A 13789-nucleotide genomic window follows, 5' to 3' on the forward strand; every position below is an offset into this window, starting at 1 on the left:
CCAACGGGTTAAATTGTGCTATCCAAGTCTCTTTTTTTGCGCTTCTCTGCTTTATCTAAACGTAAGAAAGTCTCTGTCATCGGTTTACCTCTACTCGCGTTGGCCGCTATTTCATCTTCAATCAACTCTACGACCTATTCAAAAAAGGTCGCCTTGTCTGTTCCTGAATCACATATTGTTGAGACGATTATTGCGGATGCGAGTGAAGCCAAAGTGGCTTATCCCGATTACGAATACCAAATCAAATCCGGTGATAATTTAAGCACTATTTTTAATCAGCTTGGATTCCGGTACCAAGATTTAATGAAAATCATGGAGACAGATTTAAACTATCTGGCTCTTGATACTTTGCGTCCAGGGAATATTTTACGCTTTTGGAAATCTCCTGGCAGTCAAGACCTTGCCAAGATGGAACTTGAATTTAACGTTGTCAAGCGTGCGGTTTATACACGTCTCGACGATGGTAATTACGATTTCTCTGAGCTTGAAATTCCCGGGCAGTGGCGCGAATTTGCGATGATTGGCGAAATACAAGGCAGTTTTTCTCAGTCAGCAAACCAAGTCGGTTTAGGCAGTGCAGACATTGATCAGATCGTGTCACTGCTTAAAGATAAAGTAAATTTTGGTCGCGATCTTCGCGCTGGCGATCGCTTTGAAGTGGTATTATCACGTCAGTTTGTCGGTGAAAAATTAACCGGCAACCGAGAAATACAAGCGATCAAACTCTACAATCGTGGCAATGAAATTACTGCCTATCTTTATAAAGATGGCCAATACTATGATAGGGACGGGCAAAGCTTACAACGTGCTTTTCAACGCTACCCTACTACCGGTCAATGGCGAATGTCATCCGGATTTGATCCTAATCGCCGCCACCCGGTGACCGGGCGTATCGCGCCACATAATGGGACTGATTTTGCTGCACCAACCGGAACTCCGGTTGTCGCTACTGGTGATGGTGTTGTCGTGATGACGCGTAATCATCCCTATGCGGGTAATTATATTACTATCCAGCATGGTAGTACTTACATGACCCGTTATTTGCACTTGAGTAAGATTTTAGTACAAAAAGGACAAAAGGTGACTCGCGGCCAACGTATTGGATTATCGGGTGCAACGGGACGAGTAACAGGGCCACATATTCATTATGAATTGATTGTTAGAGGCCGACCTGTCGATCCTATGAAGGCCAATATTCCGATGGCCACTTCGGTTCCTAAGCAAGATATGGCGAACTTTATTGCACGTCGTAATGAGTTAGACCGTTTATTGGCTCAGCAAGATAGTATGCTTGCGGCAAGCAAGGCTGGGTCGGACTCTGATAGCTAACGATTAGGCCGTTCAATTCAATTGATGAACAGCCATTGGTCTAATCAATAGCTATCAATCCCCCCAAGTAGTTTCATTACAGCTTGGGGGGATTGTTTTGTAAATGACCGATCATCGCCAGTGGCTGCTGAGGCTTAGAAAAATAATAACCTTGAATTGCGTCACAACCCATCTCATATAATTTGTCCAACTCTTGCTGATTTTCTACTCCTTCGGCAATGAGGTCGACATTCAATTGTTTAGCGAGTTGAATGATTAAGCTAATGACATGCTCTGATGTTTTATTGCGTAGTAGATTACGAATGAAAGTGGCATCAATTTTGATACAGTCAATGGGATAACTGTGAATATAATTTAAACTCGAATATCCAGTGCCAAAATCATCTAATGCAATTTTAAAGCCTAGCTCTCGTAATAAATTTAAGCGTTCAGACACCTCACCTGTTTGAGTGAGTAACACGCTTTCGGTCATCTCAATAATAAATTCTGAGGGGTGGAATCCATACTGTTGAATCATTAAATTGAGATGATTTAAATAGTGAGAGGAGTGAGCGAACTCATGGGCTGAGCAGTTGATGCCTAAAGTGACTTTATAGTTAAGCTCTTTTTCTAGTACTTGTTTGGCTTGGCAAGCCAATTCGATAATTCGTTCGCCAAGTTCAATAATTAAACCAGATTGTTCGGCTACCTCGATAAACTCTAAAGGGGAAATCGAACCAAGCTGTTTATTATTCCAGCGTGCTAAGACTTCAAAATAAGACCAGTTAGGCCGATTTCGAAAAACAATCGGTTGTATTTCAATATAGATTTCTGACGTACCTGTTAATGGATTATCTAGCTGAGCGCGTAACGCACTCACTACTTGGGTTCGTCGATAATAATAGTCATTTAAGTGCGTGTCATAACAGCGAACTTGCTGAAGACGCGTTTTTTTACAATCTTTTAAGGCTAAACTAGCATTAAGAATCAATTGATCAGCGGTCATCGGCGGCAATGATTTTTTAGCAATACCGATACTCAAGCGGATTTTAATATGGTGATTGGCATCGCGATAACCTTGATTCAATGTATCGATGATCAGCTGACAAATTTTGAGCGGATCATTGGAAAAGGTAATAAAGGCAAACTCATCTCCCGAGATTCGGAAAACTTGATTCTGTTTATTCACATAATGAAAAATGACATTAGCAACAAACTTAATGACTTGATCGCCAATGTAATGGCCGTAAAGATCATTAATCGATTTGAAATTATCAATATCGAGATAAGCGAGAGTGAAAGATTGATAATTATTATCTACTAAATATTCTAGTTGGTCGGATAAATAGTTACGGTTGAAAAGGTTGGTTAGGCTGTCATGAGAAATTTCATAACTCAACTGTTGAGCGAGACTGTTAAAGCGTTGGTTCATCCATTGATGGACAAGATGATGGCGAACAATGCGAGCAACGGTACAGTGAAGTTCAATCGCCGCATCAAGGGTTATGGGTGGCTCATGAAACGTCGATAGGAGAATACCGAGTATATCCCCATTATCAGCATAAAGCGGAACACCGATATAAGTGATGACTGCGGCATGGTAGAGCGAATGATTATCGTGAAATGGGCGATGAAGTGCATCGTTATGAATGACATACTTTTGTTTACTTCTGATTAACTGCTCATAAACGGTTCCTTTGAGTGAGTAATCGCAGGCAAGCGCATGGGGCTCTTTACCCGCATAGCTCAACGTCCTACCTTTATAGAGAGATTTATCGACCTCTATTAAATAAGTCGCCCAAGAATTCAAATGGCTATGCAAGGCCTGCACTGCACGTTGATAAAGGTCTGAGCTATCTAGTAAAAGAAGCTCATTAATTGTATCAAGACTCGCTGTATTTTGAGTCAAAACGCTGGTTGCTACCATAACCTTCTCACTTTTACTGATCCCCATGCTCACTGTAAGTGGTCGCACTCGATTATGAATGAAAAAACATTCATAGCATTTGATTGCAACCTATCAACTATGGATGAGGATCGGTCATTTTTCCACCGTTTCCATCAGTAATTGCTTAGCTGTATTTTGTGATGAAAAATCAATAACGATGACATAACTCGTCGTGAGGCAGAGATCGAACAGTACCATCACCTAACCTTCGCATCTTGTAGTGACTTGGGTATAATTACCTGACTCAATTTATAGGAAATATCATGCAACAGAATCAATTTGAGGCTTTGGTTGAAAGCCTTTGCCAATGGTCAACGCTTCCTCAAGTTCTTGAGGTACTCAAACAGTCGGATGATCAAGACATTGCTGAGGCCGCCGCTTCGTTAACGGGACAATTTGCGCTGGCTGAGGTTGACGGTGAACAGCGTATCTATCACGTCACCACTGAGATTGATGAGCAAGGTCAAGAACAGGAGTTTGTCGAGCATGTGATGAATGAAGGTGAGGATGTAATTAAGTTTATTGCTTGGTTTTTTGAGTCTCAGTTTTCAGTTAAGCACAAAGAGACTTACCAGGCTGCAGGAAAAACCTATCAGCAACCGAAACGGACAGTGAAGTAATTTAACAACATTAATTTGTGATCTAAGTCTTGTTTTGGCTTTTTGTTATGCTATTATCAGCGCATTAAGTAATTAAATTACAAAAATGGGTGAGGTAATATCATGGGTAACGATTTAGGTTCAGCCTATATTGGTCAACTTATCGCCAAGCAGATGATGCATGAAGCGTTGTACGGTAAGGTAAAACCAAAGAAGAAATCTTTCATTAAAAGCGTATGGAAAAAGCTCAGTAAGTAAGCTGGGTATAGAGAATATTAAAAAGCCCTGAGTCATCGACTCGGGGCTTTTGGCTATTTTTTCGCTAATGAAATAACGTTATTGAGTGGCTCATCTTGTGGTGAAAGCGTTTTTGGATGCTCAAGCAGCCAAGTTTGCAACGCATCGTATCCCCCGATGTATTGCCCATCTAACCAGATCTGTGGAACGGTGACTGGAGTCTTTGCCCCAATGATGGCTTTGACTTCAGGGATCATTCGATAGAGAGCAGCACTATTTTTGACGACATCAAAATACTGAAAGCGAATGCCTGCTTCCTGTAAGGCGAGCTTGGCTTTTTGACAATAAGGACAAGAGGCTTTACCGTAAACAATATTGCCTTGCAAGGTATCACGTTGTACCCATTGTTCGATCACCGCTTGTATAAGAACCCCTCGGTTGAGGGCTTCACCTTGGCTAATCACTTTTCCCTCGACAATCACAATCGGAGCGTGCCAAGCACCGTATTTCAGTGGTTCCCACCAATGACTAAGCCAATCTTTGCTTTGTAAATTGATCTCGATTCCAGCCAGTTCATGGGTAAAAGTATCCTCAAGGATATCGTGAGTAAGCGTACATTCACCACAGGGAATATTGACTTTGAAAGGTCCGAATTGACCAGCCCAACGGTATAGAGTGATGTTGATTGGTGTCGCCATAAGTAACCTCGACGGTGGCTAGAGAAGTGAGCGGTTGACCGTATCTTTAAGCGGCTTAGAAATAACGCCCCTTAAGTATATAAGAATTTTTATGGGTACAGAGAGTTTATCGTCAGAAAAATAAAACGACCAATGGGGTTGGAGCCGTTGAGAGATAACTGTTGACAAAATGAGGTCATCTTTGCGGATACGGCAGTAATAGCAATGAAAAGGGCCAAGCGGAGCTTGGCCAAAAAGGACAGTATGCAATGGAGTTTATTAAGTATTAAAAATCGTAACGTAATCCAAAACGTAGAGTATCTTCACTCTGAGTCTCAACGCCATTGACGACATCATCATCAAGGTTGTTCAGTTTATAAGAGATGTAGCTACGTAAGGCAGAATTGAATTGATAGTAAGCGGCAAGTTCGAAGAAGTCTGCGCTATCTGTTTTGTTTCCGGAGACTTTATCTTCACTTTTGCCGTAAACGCCTTTCAACGTCATCTGTTTGTTTAGCTTATAAGCGGCGGCAAGCTCTAGAGCATTAAATTCACTATTGGCTTTATCATCATTATCACCAAAAGAGTAAGTCGCCCCTAGCGATAATGCATCAAGTTTATAGCCCACGCCGAGTAACCATTGATTTTGCTTGCCTTTACCGACGCCATTGTCACCGGCTGAGTAGGCAGCACCAAGATCTAGCCCGATAGGTAAAGAATACAATCCAGAAATACCATATAAATCGGCATTATCTTTACTACTGGCGGCATAGGTTGCTTGCAGATTAAGTGCGTCAAATTGACCACGGTACGCAATCACACTGTCTGTTTTATCAGAGGCTGAGCTGATGTACTGTTGGATCCCTGAAAACTCAGTGGTATCGGTGAGGTCAGAAATTTGTACAGCAGCCATGTTTTGCTTACCGAATGAAAGATCACCGATATTGGTTGCAAAACCGACATACATGTAGCGATTTTTAAACTCTGAGGTTCCGGTATTTTGTTCCGCTTCGTAAAAAGCAAATCCTCTTAGGTCATCGGCAACTTGAGTTGAGCCTCTTACATTCAAACGAGCGCGCGTATTATCTTTCATTGTTCCATCAATTTCTGCGCCTTTATCGCCGATAAAGTCGCCACGAAATTCAACGCGACCACCAATTCTCAACTCCGTGCCATCAGCACTATAAACGGTTGCGGCTAAAGATGATCCAGAGACCAATGCGGCGAGAATGGCGGTTGTCACTGCTGCTTGTTTCATTATTATTACCCTATTTAGTAAATTGAGCTTCATGCTCTATGGTTGGTTTGAGAGTAAGGTAGAATGTTTAGATGACGATTTGATTGCTCAAATGTGACGATTAGATTTTGTTTTTATTGAAGAAAAAAGACTCGACGATGTTTTCATTCACGTTCACTGGAAGCGGGAAGTGAATCTATTCATAGCGTGTTTTTGATGGTTATCTTTCGACGAAGGCTTGGCGATTTTTTAAGATAGGTTACACTTTGTGCTCACTCATTATTCAAGGACGAGCGATGAACGCGGTACGTTATGAACAACAATTGGTTTACCCATCAAAAATACTGTGTGTCGGGCGTAACTATGTCGAACACATCAAAGAACTCAATAATTCGTTACCAGAGCAAATGGTGGTCTTCAATAAGCCCAACAGCAGTATTGCAAAACAATTACATGCCTATCATCAAGAAACCTTGCATTACGAAGCGGAGATTTGTTTTCTTATCCGCAATGGTGAATATGCGGGTGTCGGGCTTGGGCTTGATTTAACCAAACGTGCTTTACAATCTCAGCTTAAGCAAAAGCAGCTACCTTGGGAGCGGGCGAAAGCGTTCGATGGCTCGGCTGTCTTTAGCCGTTTTATTGATTTAACAGGGATAGATATCGCCACTTTACAGTTAGAGCTATACATTAACTGTGTACGAGTACAATGTGGCGGCGTTGCGCAGATGATTTTTTCTCCCGCGCAGATTTTAAGCGATCTTCAATCTTATACTACCTTGCTGGATAACGATGTGGTGATGACGGGAACGCCACAAGGGGTTGGTGAGGTGCATCGCGGCGATGTTTTTCTTGGCCGCTTAAAATCTGCCGAGCAAACCTTGATCGAAGTGGAATGGTTGGCTGAATAGCTACCTCAATAGCAATCTCACTGGGTTTAAGATAGAATCTGCGACTTTGTGCTGCTATTGAGCGATGATAATGATTGATTTGACTATTTTACCGCTGTATCTCACCGCGGTGATTGCGTTGCTGTTAATTCCCGGCCCCGATATGCTGTTAATTGCCAGTTCTAGCTTGAGCTATGGGCGTAAAGTCGGGGTGTTTGCTAGCTTAGGTAATGCGACTTCGGGCGTTATTTTAACTTTACTCGCTGCCCTTGGTGTCTCGGCGATGGTGGCAATGAGTCCAGTCGCGCTCACTATCTTGCAAGTATTAGGCGCTGGTTATTTGTTGAAAATGGGCGTTGATTGCCTGCGCACTAGCGCCAGTATTGCGCCAAGTTTATCAACAGAAGTCACCTTGAGCAGCACGTTTTACCAACGCGCCTTGGTGAGTAACTTGTTAAATCCCAAAGCGTTAGTATTTTTTGTGATGTTTTTACCCCAGTTTGTGTCGAGCAATGTGCCAGCAAGCTCTGGTGAACAGATGCTGGTGCTGGGGATTTTACTCAATATCTGTGGGTTACTGTTTAATTTACTGTTGGTGGGTTTAGTCGGTTGGGGCGGGCATGTTTTGCTCGAGAATGCCAAGTTTCGTTTATATCAGCATAAGCTGATGGGCGGGATCTTTTTCTTGCTCGCCTTATGGATGCTGAGTGACCTATTGCTTAACTTTCTGTCTATTTAAAGCCATTGCAGCGTTATCTCTTGTTATCAACCCTCGCTTTATCGTTATAAAGCGAGAGTTGAATTTATTTATACTAGGCTGTTTTGATGTTCGCTGATCAGCAGTGCCATTTGTTCTTCAGCACGTAGCTCAGCCTCAGCAAAACTCTCGTCTGCGGCAAATGTTCCAACCACTTCATAGTAGCATTTCAGTTTCGGCTCGGTTCCTGATGGGCGAACAATCACTCGCGCTCCGTCTTGTAAATGATAAATCAGTACATCACTACTTGGCCAAGTGAGTGGTTCTGTTGTGCCATCTTGATGATGACGAACGGCGAGTTTTAAATCATCGTAACTGACGACAGGCTTACCAGCAATCGTATGCGGAGGCGTCGCACGTAGACGATCGCCAATCGGTGGCGTGTCTGGTGCTAAAGCAATACTGCGTTGTGCTGTTACGTACAAGCCGTGTTGACGGTATAACGCTTCTAGTTGATCCCAAATGGTTTTACCTTGGCTGTACAGCTCTGCCGCGAGTTGGGCAAAGGCGACCATAGCGGATAAGCCATCTTTATCCCAAACGCTATTACCGACGGTGTAGCCTAAGGCTTCTTCGTAAGCAAATAGGAACGGATGTTGCTCTGATTGTTTGGCCATTGCCACATTGGTTAACCATTTAAAACCGGTTAGTGTTTGGTAATAAACCGCGCCATGAGCGGCGGCAATTTTACTGAGCAGGCTAGAAGAGACGATGGTATTTCCGACCAGTGGTGCTTGGTGTGCGGTATGCCGGAGCAGGTAATCCCCCAGCAATGCACCGACCTGATCGCCCGTCAGCATTTGATAACCGCCTGTAGGTTTGGCCACGGCAACCGCGAAACGGTCGGCATCGGGGTCATTAGCGCAGGCGAGCTCGGCATTCACCGATTCCGCCAAGGCGATGACTCTATCCATCGCACCGGCTTCTTCAGGGTTAGGGAAGTTAACGGTAGGGAAGCTGCCGTCGGGCTCGCGCTGCTCTTTAACGCTCATTACCTTATTAAATCCGGCGTCAGCGAGCAGGGTTTCTGCCATTTCGGCACCGACGCCGTGCATGGCGGTATAAGCGATGGTCACGCTAGACGGATCGGTGTGATGCTGTAGCAATGGACTGGCGTTAATGGTTTGTCGATAGGTTTGGTAATAATCATCTTGCAGCCAAACCAATAATCCTTGTTGCTGGGCTTTATCCAATCCTAGAGTTGGAATGCTTTGTGTTGCGGCTAAATCAATTTGACTGGCAATGCCTGAGTCATGGGGAGCAATGATCTGCGCGCCATTTTCCCAGTAGACTTTAAAGCCATTATATTCTGGCGGATTGTGGCTGGCCGTTACGACCACCGCGGCTGCGGCTTGTAAATGTTTGACACCAAATGCGACTACCGGAGTAGGCGCTACTTTATAGGTAAGATACACCTTAATGCCTAAAGCGGTCAGTACTGAGGCGGTATCTTGAGCAAATTGCTGTGAATCTGGGCGGCCATCATAGCCAATCACCACGCCTCGTTGTTTGGCATTGTCGACTTGTTGGATCAGATAATGACCCAGTCCGACAGCGGTTTCTTGTATCACTAAGCGATTCATGCGGTTAGGGCCGCAGCCGACTTTACCGCGTAGGCCAGCGGTGCCAAATTCTAAGCGGGATTTAAAGCGATCTTCAATTTCATCCTGTTGTTGGTTATCAATTAAAGTTTGTAATTCTTTTCGGGTACGGAGGTCTGGATCTCTTGCTAACCAGAGCGTGACGTTATTGTTCATCGTGGTCACCTTTGATAGATAGTGTCAGTGGAGACATTGTAAGTAATATTTATTCTCATTAATGGGCGCGCAATCGCTAAACGTTTTATCTTCTTGCTATAGCAACGGATGTTCAGTCAACTCAGCAGCGTCAAGCAAAAAGGCCAGCCATCATTGGAGTCGATTTAAAAAGTATATTCAAGTCACTTGAATATGAACATGTTTAATGGTGTAAATTTTAAATTACACATTGTTGTTTTTGTATTGAGTAGGTGATGGTTGAAAATCACTAAAAATAGTGCTTGCGATTGCTTGGTGAAGTGGTTAAGTTACTTACAGAGCATAACCGAGCAGTGATGGGAACACCTGCAGTAATCAGTAATAGGAAGAAGTAAGCGATGTATCAAACCGATGATGTCAATATAAAACGTATCAAACAATTGCTGCCTCCAGTAGCCGTATTAGAGAAATTTCCTGCCAGTGAAGCTGCTTCTTCAACCACATTTCAAGCCCGTGAAGCGATTCATAACATTTTACATGACCAAGATGATCGTTTGTTGGTAGTGATTGGCCCTTGCTCCATTCATGATCCTAAAGCGGCGATTGAATATGGCCAGCGCTTGAAAGCCTTGCGTGATGAATTGAGTGGTCATCTTGAGGTGGTGATGCGGGTATATTTTGAAAAACCGCGTACTACAGTGGGCTGGAAAGGACTGATTAACGACCCGTATCTCGATGATTCTTATGAAATTAATGATGGTCTACGCATTGGTCGTAAACTGTTACTTGATTTAACCGATATGGGAATGCCAACCGCCAGTGAGTTCTTGGATATGATCACGCCGCAATATGTCGCGGATTTGATCAGCTGGGGAGCGATTGGCGCTCGTACAACCGAGTCTCAAGTGCATCGCGAGTTGTCTTCGGGACTTTCATGCCCAGTGGGATTTAAAAATGGCACCGATGGCAATATTAAAATTGCTACTGATGCGATTCGTTCTGCCAGTGCTTCGCACCACTTTTTATCGGTGACTAAATTTGGTCATTCGGCGATTGTAGAAACGGCGGGTAATCCTGATTGTCATATTATTCTACGTGGCGGCAAAGAGCCTAATTATAGCGCTGAACATGTTGCGGCGATTAAACAAGAGCTAGAAGTCTCCGGTTTAAAACAGAAAGTGATGATTGACTTTAGTCACGCCAATAGCTCTAAGCAGTATCAGCGACAAATGGTGGTGGCAGATGACGTTTGTGCGCAGCTACGCGCTGGTGAGCACGCTATCTTTGGGGTGATGATTGAATCTCATTTAGTAGCTGGTCGTCAGGACTTAGTGGATGGTCAAGCACCGACGTATGGGCAGTCAATTACTGATGCATGTATCGGTTGGGATGATACTGAAAAAGTATTGCGTCAGCTTGCGCAAGCGGTGGAAGCGCGTCGTAATCTGTAAGGGATTTTGTTGCTATACCCTCCTTACCTGCAACGCCAAGTTGTTTAGGTATAAATAATAAAATAGGCGCTGAATCAGCGCCTATTTTATTCAATCAACTTAACTATTTGGCCTCGATACTTCATCCAATAAATACAAAATGGATTGATAAGGGATCCCGCTGTGATGGGATAAGCCGATTTCACAAGTCCGACTATTACTAAAACCACGTTGGCAAGTTGCGGGTACTTGTTGTTTTAGCGAGTGAACGGCAGCTTGGTTGAGCTCTGGCGTGGTAAAACCCTTATCGCCAGCAAAACCGCAGCATTGAATATGCTCAGGAACAATCACGTCTGATACGCAAGCTTGCGCGACCGCTAACATGGTATTCTCAAGCGCCATTTTACGTGAGCTACAGGTGATGTGTAGCATGACCGTTTCTTGTTTTGGAGTAATGCTTAAATGCTCTAAAACATACTGGTTGATAAAGCCTGCCGGTTCAAAAATCTGCATTGGCTGGGTAAAGTGATCCATACTGCGTTTTGCACATGGGCTGGTATCGATGAGTACTGGATAGCGGCCCTGTTCACTGGCTTGCCACAATGTTTGTTCTAATTGCTGCGCTTTTTGGGTGGCAATATCAAACATCCCCTTACTGTCATAAGGCATACCACAGCATTGAGAAGAGACATTGTTTGGGATAATAACCTCAAAGCCGGCTTTGTTGAGCAGGGATAAAGTTACTTCCGTTAGTGGCCGTGGATCGAGAGCGTCGTTGCCTTGCGCCATCGTCCGGCTGGCGCAAGAGGGCAGATAAACGACTTTTTTATCGCGTCTCGGTAAATTCGCCGCGTGTTTTTCCAGTGGATAGCGATTGGCGCGAGGCAGTTCCGCTGTCCACAAGGGTGTTTTGCCTTTGCTGATTTTGCGTAAGCTTTGACTGAGCTGACTGACTCGCGCTTCTCCGCAGAGGCTTGTTGCCAGTTGATTGACTTTAAGCCCTGTTGTCACCAGTGCGGTGGTGGTGGCGAAATGATCGGCTGTCCAGCGCGCAATCGGGGTAAATTTGGCGTATTTTGCTTGGCGCAGTTGTTTAATTAAATCGCCCGTGTTGATGCCCACTGGGCAGCGCTCGGCACATAGGCCCGTGGCGGCGCAAGTATCGATACCTTGATACTGGAAAACATCCGCCAGCTCGCTTGCGGCAACCTCTTCTCCGGCTCGGCTGCGACGTTGTAATTCGCGATACAGCACGATCCGCTGGCGAGGAGATAAAGTCAGCGTCCGTGATGGACACACTGGCTCACAGAATCCACATTCAATGCAGCGATCGACCAGTGGGTCTGCAGCTGGCATGGGTTTGAGATTTTTGAGGTGCGCATGAGGATCGGTGTTGATGATGACCCCAGGATTGAGCAGCCCTTGCGGATCAAACAGACTTTTGATGCGCTGCATAAGAGCGTAGCCTTCTTTGCCCCATTCTAGCTCGACATAAGGAGCCATGTTACGCCCAGTACCATGTTCCGCTTTTAACGAACCTTGATATTTGACCGCGACCAGTTCCGCTACCGCATCCATAAATGCGCCATAGCGGTCTATTTCAGCTTGCTGTTCAAAGCCTTGAGTGAAGACAAAGTGCAAGTTGCCTTCTAAGGCATGACCAAAAATGATCGCTTCATGATAGTGATACTGATCGAATAGGGTTTGCAGTTCACGAACGCCAGCGGCGAGTTTTTCAACTGGAAAGGCCACATCTTCGATGATCACTGTCGTGCCGACTTCACGGACTGCGCCGACGGCAGGGAACATGCCTTTACGAATGCCCCATAGGGTAGCAACAGTCTGGTTATGGCTAGTAAACGGCACCGATTGAATGATCTGATAATCGCTGAGGCTGTCGATAATCGTTTGGCACTGACTATCGAGTTCGACTTGTTGACTGGCGTGTGATTCCACCAATAAAGCGCAGGCCTCGATGTCGAGTTCGGCAATAAAGTCTGGCATGCCAGGTTTATCGGCGACAGAACGGAGCGCACGACCATCCATGAGTTCCACCGCAGCAACTGGCGTACTGGACAAGGTGGTCACCGCTTGGCAGGCTTGTTCAATAGTGGCAAAAACCAAGAGCGCTGAGGCTTTGTAGCGATGTTCAACTACGGTGTTATAGGTAATATCAGCGATAAAGCCGAGTGTGCCTTCCGAGCCGATGAGAAGATGCTCGATGATCTCGATCGGATCGTGATAGTCAATGAGCGCATTAAGGGCATAACCGGTGGTATTTTTTAAGCGATATTTGTGACGAATTTGTTCAGTGAGCGGAGTATTGGCGCGAGTGTGCGCGGCTAACGTTTCAATGCCCGCGAGCAAGTCTGCTTTGCGGCGTTTGAAGTCAGCAATACTTTGCTCATCTCGGGTATCAAGCACGACGCCGTCAGCAAAAACGATTTTCATGCTATCAACGGTACGATAAGAGTTGTGCGCGGTACCGCAACACATGCCACTCGCATTATTAGCGGCGATGCCGCCAATTTTACAAGTATTGATTGAGGCGGGATCAGGACCAATTTTACGTTGGTAAGGGGCAAGGTATTTATTCGCGTCCGCGCCGATAACCCCCGGTTGTAGGCGAATTTTATGGCCGTCATCAAGAATTTGATGCTCACGCCAATCATCGGTTAAGGTGATTAAGACAGAATCAGACACCGCCTGACCAGATAAGCTGGTGCCAGCGGCGCGAAAAGTAAAATGAATGCCCAGCTCAGCGCAGCTTTGAATAGTAAATATCACTTCATCAAGAGACTGTAAACGTAAGACGATTTTAGGCACTAAGCGATAAAAACTGGCGTCAGTACCATACGCTAAACGCTGCGCTGGCTGAGTAATGATGCGCTCACTAGCAACGCGCGTTGCCAGTTGAGTGATCAGTTGCTGATAGTGTGAGGGTAACTCACTCATGTTGAACTCCTGTTT

General features: G+C 44.8%; 11 protein-coding genes. 6 read left to right on the plus strand and 5 right to left on the minus strand.

Annotation, left to right across the window (positions count from 1 at the left end; translation table 11 throughout):
• The first annotated feature begins 15 nt into the window (after positions 1-15).
• A complete protein-coding gene (locus FKN88_RS08815; RefSeq protein WP_004396983.1) occupies positions 16-1329 on the plus strand; it encodes a peptidoglycan DD-metalloendopeptidase family protein in 1314 nt (437 codons plus the stop codon).
• A gap of 76 nt (positions 1330-1405) precedes the next feature.
• On the opposite strand, the gene FKN88_RS08820 is transcribed toward FKN88_RS08815, so the two are convergent.
• Positions 1406-3235 (minus strand): bifunctional diguanylate cyclase/phosphodiesterase, encoded by a 1830-nt coding sequence (locus tag FKN88_RS08820; RefSeq protein ID WP_306687413.1) that lies wholly within the window; start codon positions 3233-3235, stop codon positions 1406-1408.
• Positions 3236-3519: 284 nt separating this feature from the next.
• Between FKN88_RS08820 and FKN88_RS08825 the strand changes: the two genes are divergently transcribed.
• Together FKN88_RS08825 and FKN88_RS08830 are read left to right on the plus strand one after the other, a co-directional pair.
• Positions 3520-3876 carry a hypothetical protein gene (locus FKN88_RS08825; protein WP_004396986.1) on the plus strand — a complete coding sequence of 119 codons (357 nt, stop codon included), beginning with the start codon at positions 3520-3522 and terminating at the stop codon, positions 3874-3876.
• A gap of 102 nt (positions 3877-3978) precedes the next feature.
• The gene (locus tag FKN88_RS08830; RefSeq protein WP_004396987.1) at positions 3979-4113 is read left to right on the plus strand and encodes a hypothetical protein; all 135 of its coding nucleotides are present in this window, start codon (positions 3979-3981) and stop codon (positions 4111-4113) included.
• 53 nt (positions 4114-4166) lie between these two features.
• Here FKN88_RS08830 and FKN88_RS08835 read toward each other — a convergent pair whose 3' ends face one another.
• On the minus strand, positions 4167-4790 hold the full coding sequence (locus FKN88_RS08835) for a glutaredoxin (protein ID WP_004396988.1): 624 nt from the start codon (positions 4788-4790) through the stop codon (positions 4167-4169).
• Between the two features lie 265 nt (positions 4791-5055).
• Positions 5056-6027 (minus strand): porin, encoded by a 972-nt coding sequence (locus tag FKN88_RS08840; protein WP_306687412.1) that lies wholly within the window; start codon positions 6025-6027, stop codon positions 5056-5058.
• A gap of 275 nt (positions 6028-6302) precedes the next feature.
• Between FKN88_RS08840 and FKN88_RS08845 the strand changes: the two genes are divergently transcribed.
• Complete coding sequence (locus tag FKN88_RS08845; protein WP_004396991.1) at positions 6303-6917, plus strand: fumarylacetoacetate hydrolase family protein; 615 nt, start codon at positions 6303-6305, stop codon at positions 6915-6917.
• Positions 6918-6987: 70 nt separating this feature from the next.
• Positions 6988-7635 (plus strand): LysE family translocator, encoded by a 648-nt coding sequence (locus FKN88_RS08850; RefSeq protein WP_004396992.1) that lies wholly within the window; start codon positions 6988-6990, stop codon positions 7633-7635.
• Between the two features lie 68 nt (positions 7636-7703).
• On the opposite strand, the gene FKN88_RS08855 is transcribed toward FKN88_RS08850, so the two are convergent.
• Positions 7704-9410: a phospho-sugar mutase gene (locus tag FKN88_RS08855; protein ID WP_306687411.1), complete on the minus strand. Its 1707-nt coding sequence runs from the start codon at positions 9408-9410 to the stop codon at positions 7704-7706.
• 377 nt (positions 9411-9787) lie between these two features.
• Here FKN88_RS08855 and aroG point away from each other — a divergent pair, with 377 nt between their 5' ends.
• Complete coding sequence (gene aroG / locus FKN88_RS08860) at positions 9788-10840, plus strand: 3-deoxy-7-phosphoheptulonate synthase AroG (RefSeq protein WP_187984631.1); 1053 nt, start codon at positions 9788-9790, stop codon at positions 10838-10840.
• A 99-nt stretch (positions 10841-10939) separates the two neighbouring features.
• Here the strand turns inward: aroG and FKN88_RS08865 are convergent, their stop codons facing one another.
• Entirely contained in the window at positions 10940-13774 is a 2835-nt protein-coding gene (locus FKN88_RS08865) for an FAD-binding and (Fe-S)-binding domain-containing protein (protein ID WP_187984632.1), read from the minus strand.
• Between the last annotated feature and the right edge of the window lie 15 nt (positions 13775-13789).

This window comes from Vibrio sp. 2017_1457_13, assembly GCF_030851525.1.
Lineage (GTDB): Bacteria > Pseudomonadota > Gammaproteobacteria > Enterobacterales > Vibrionaceae > Vibrio > Vibrio metschnikovii.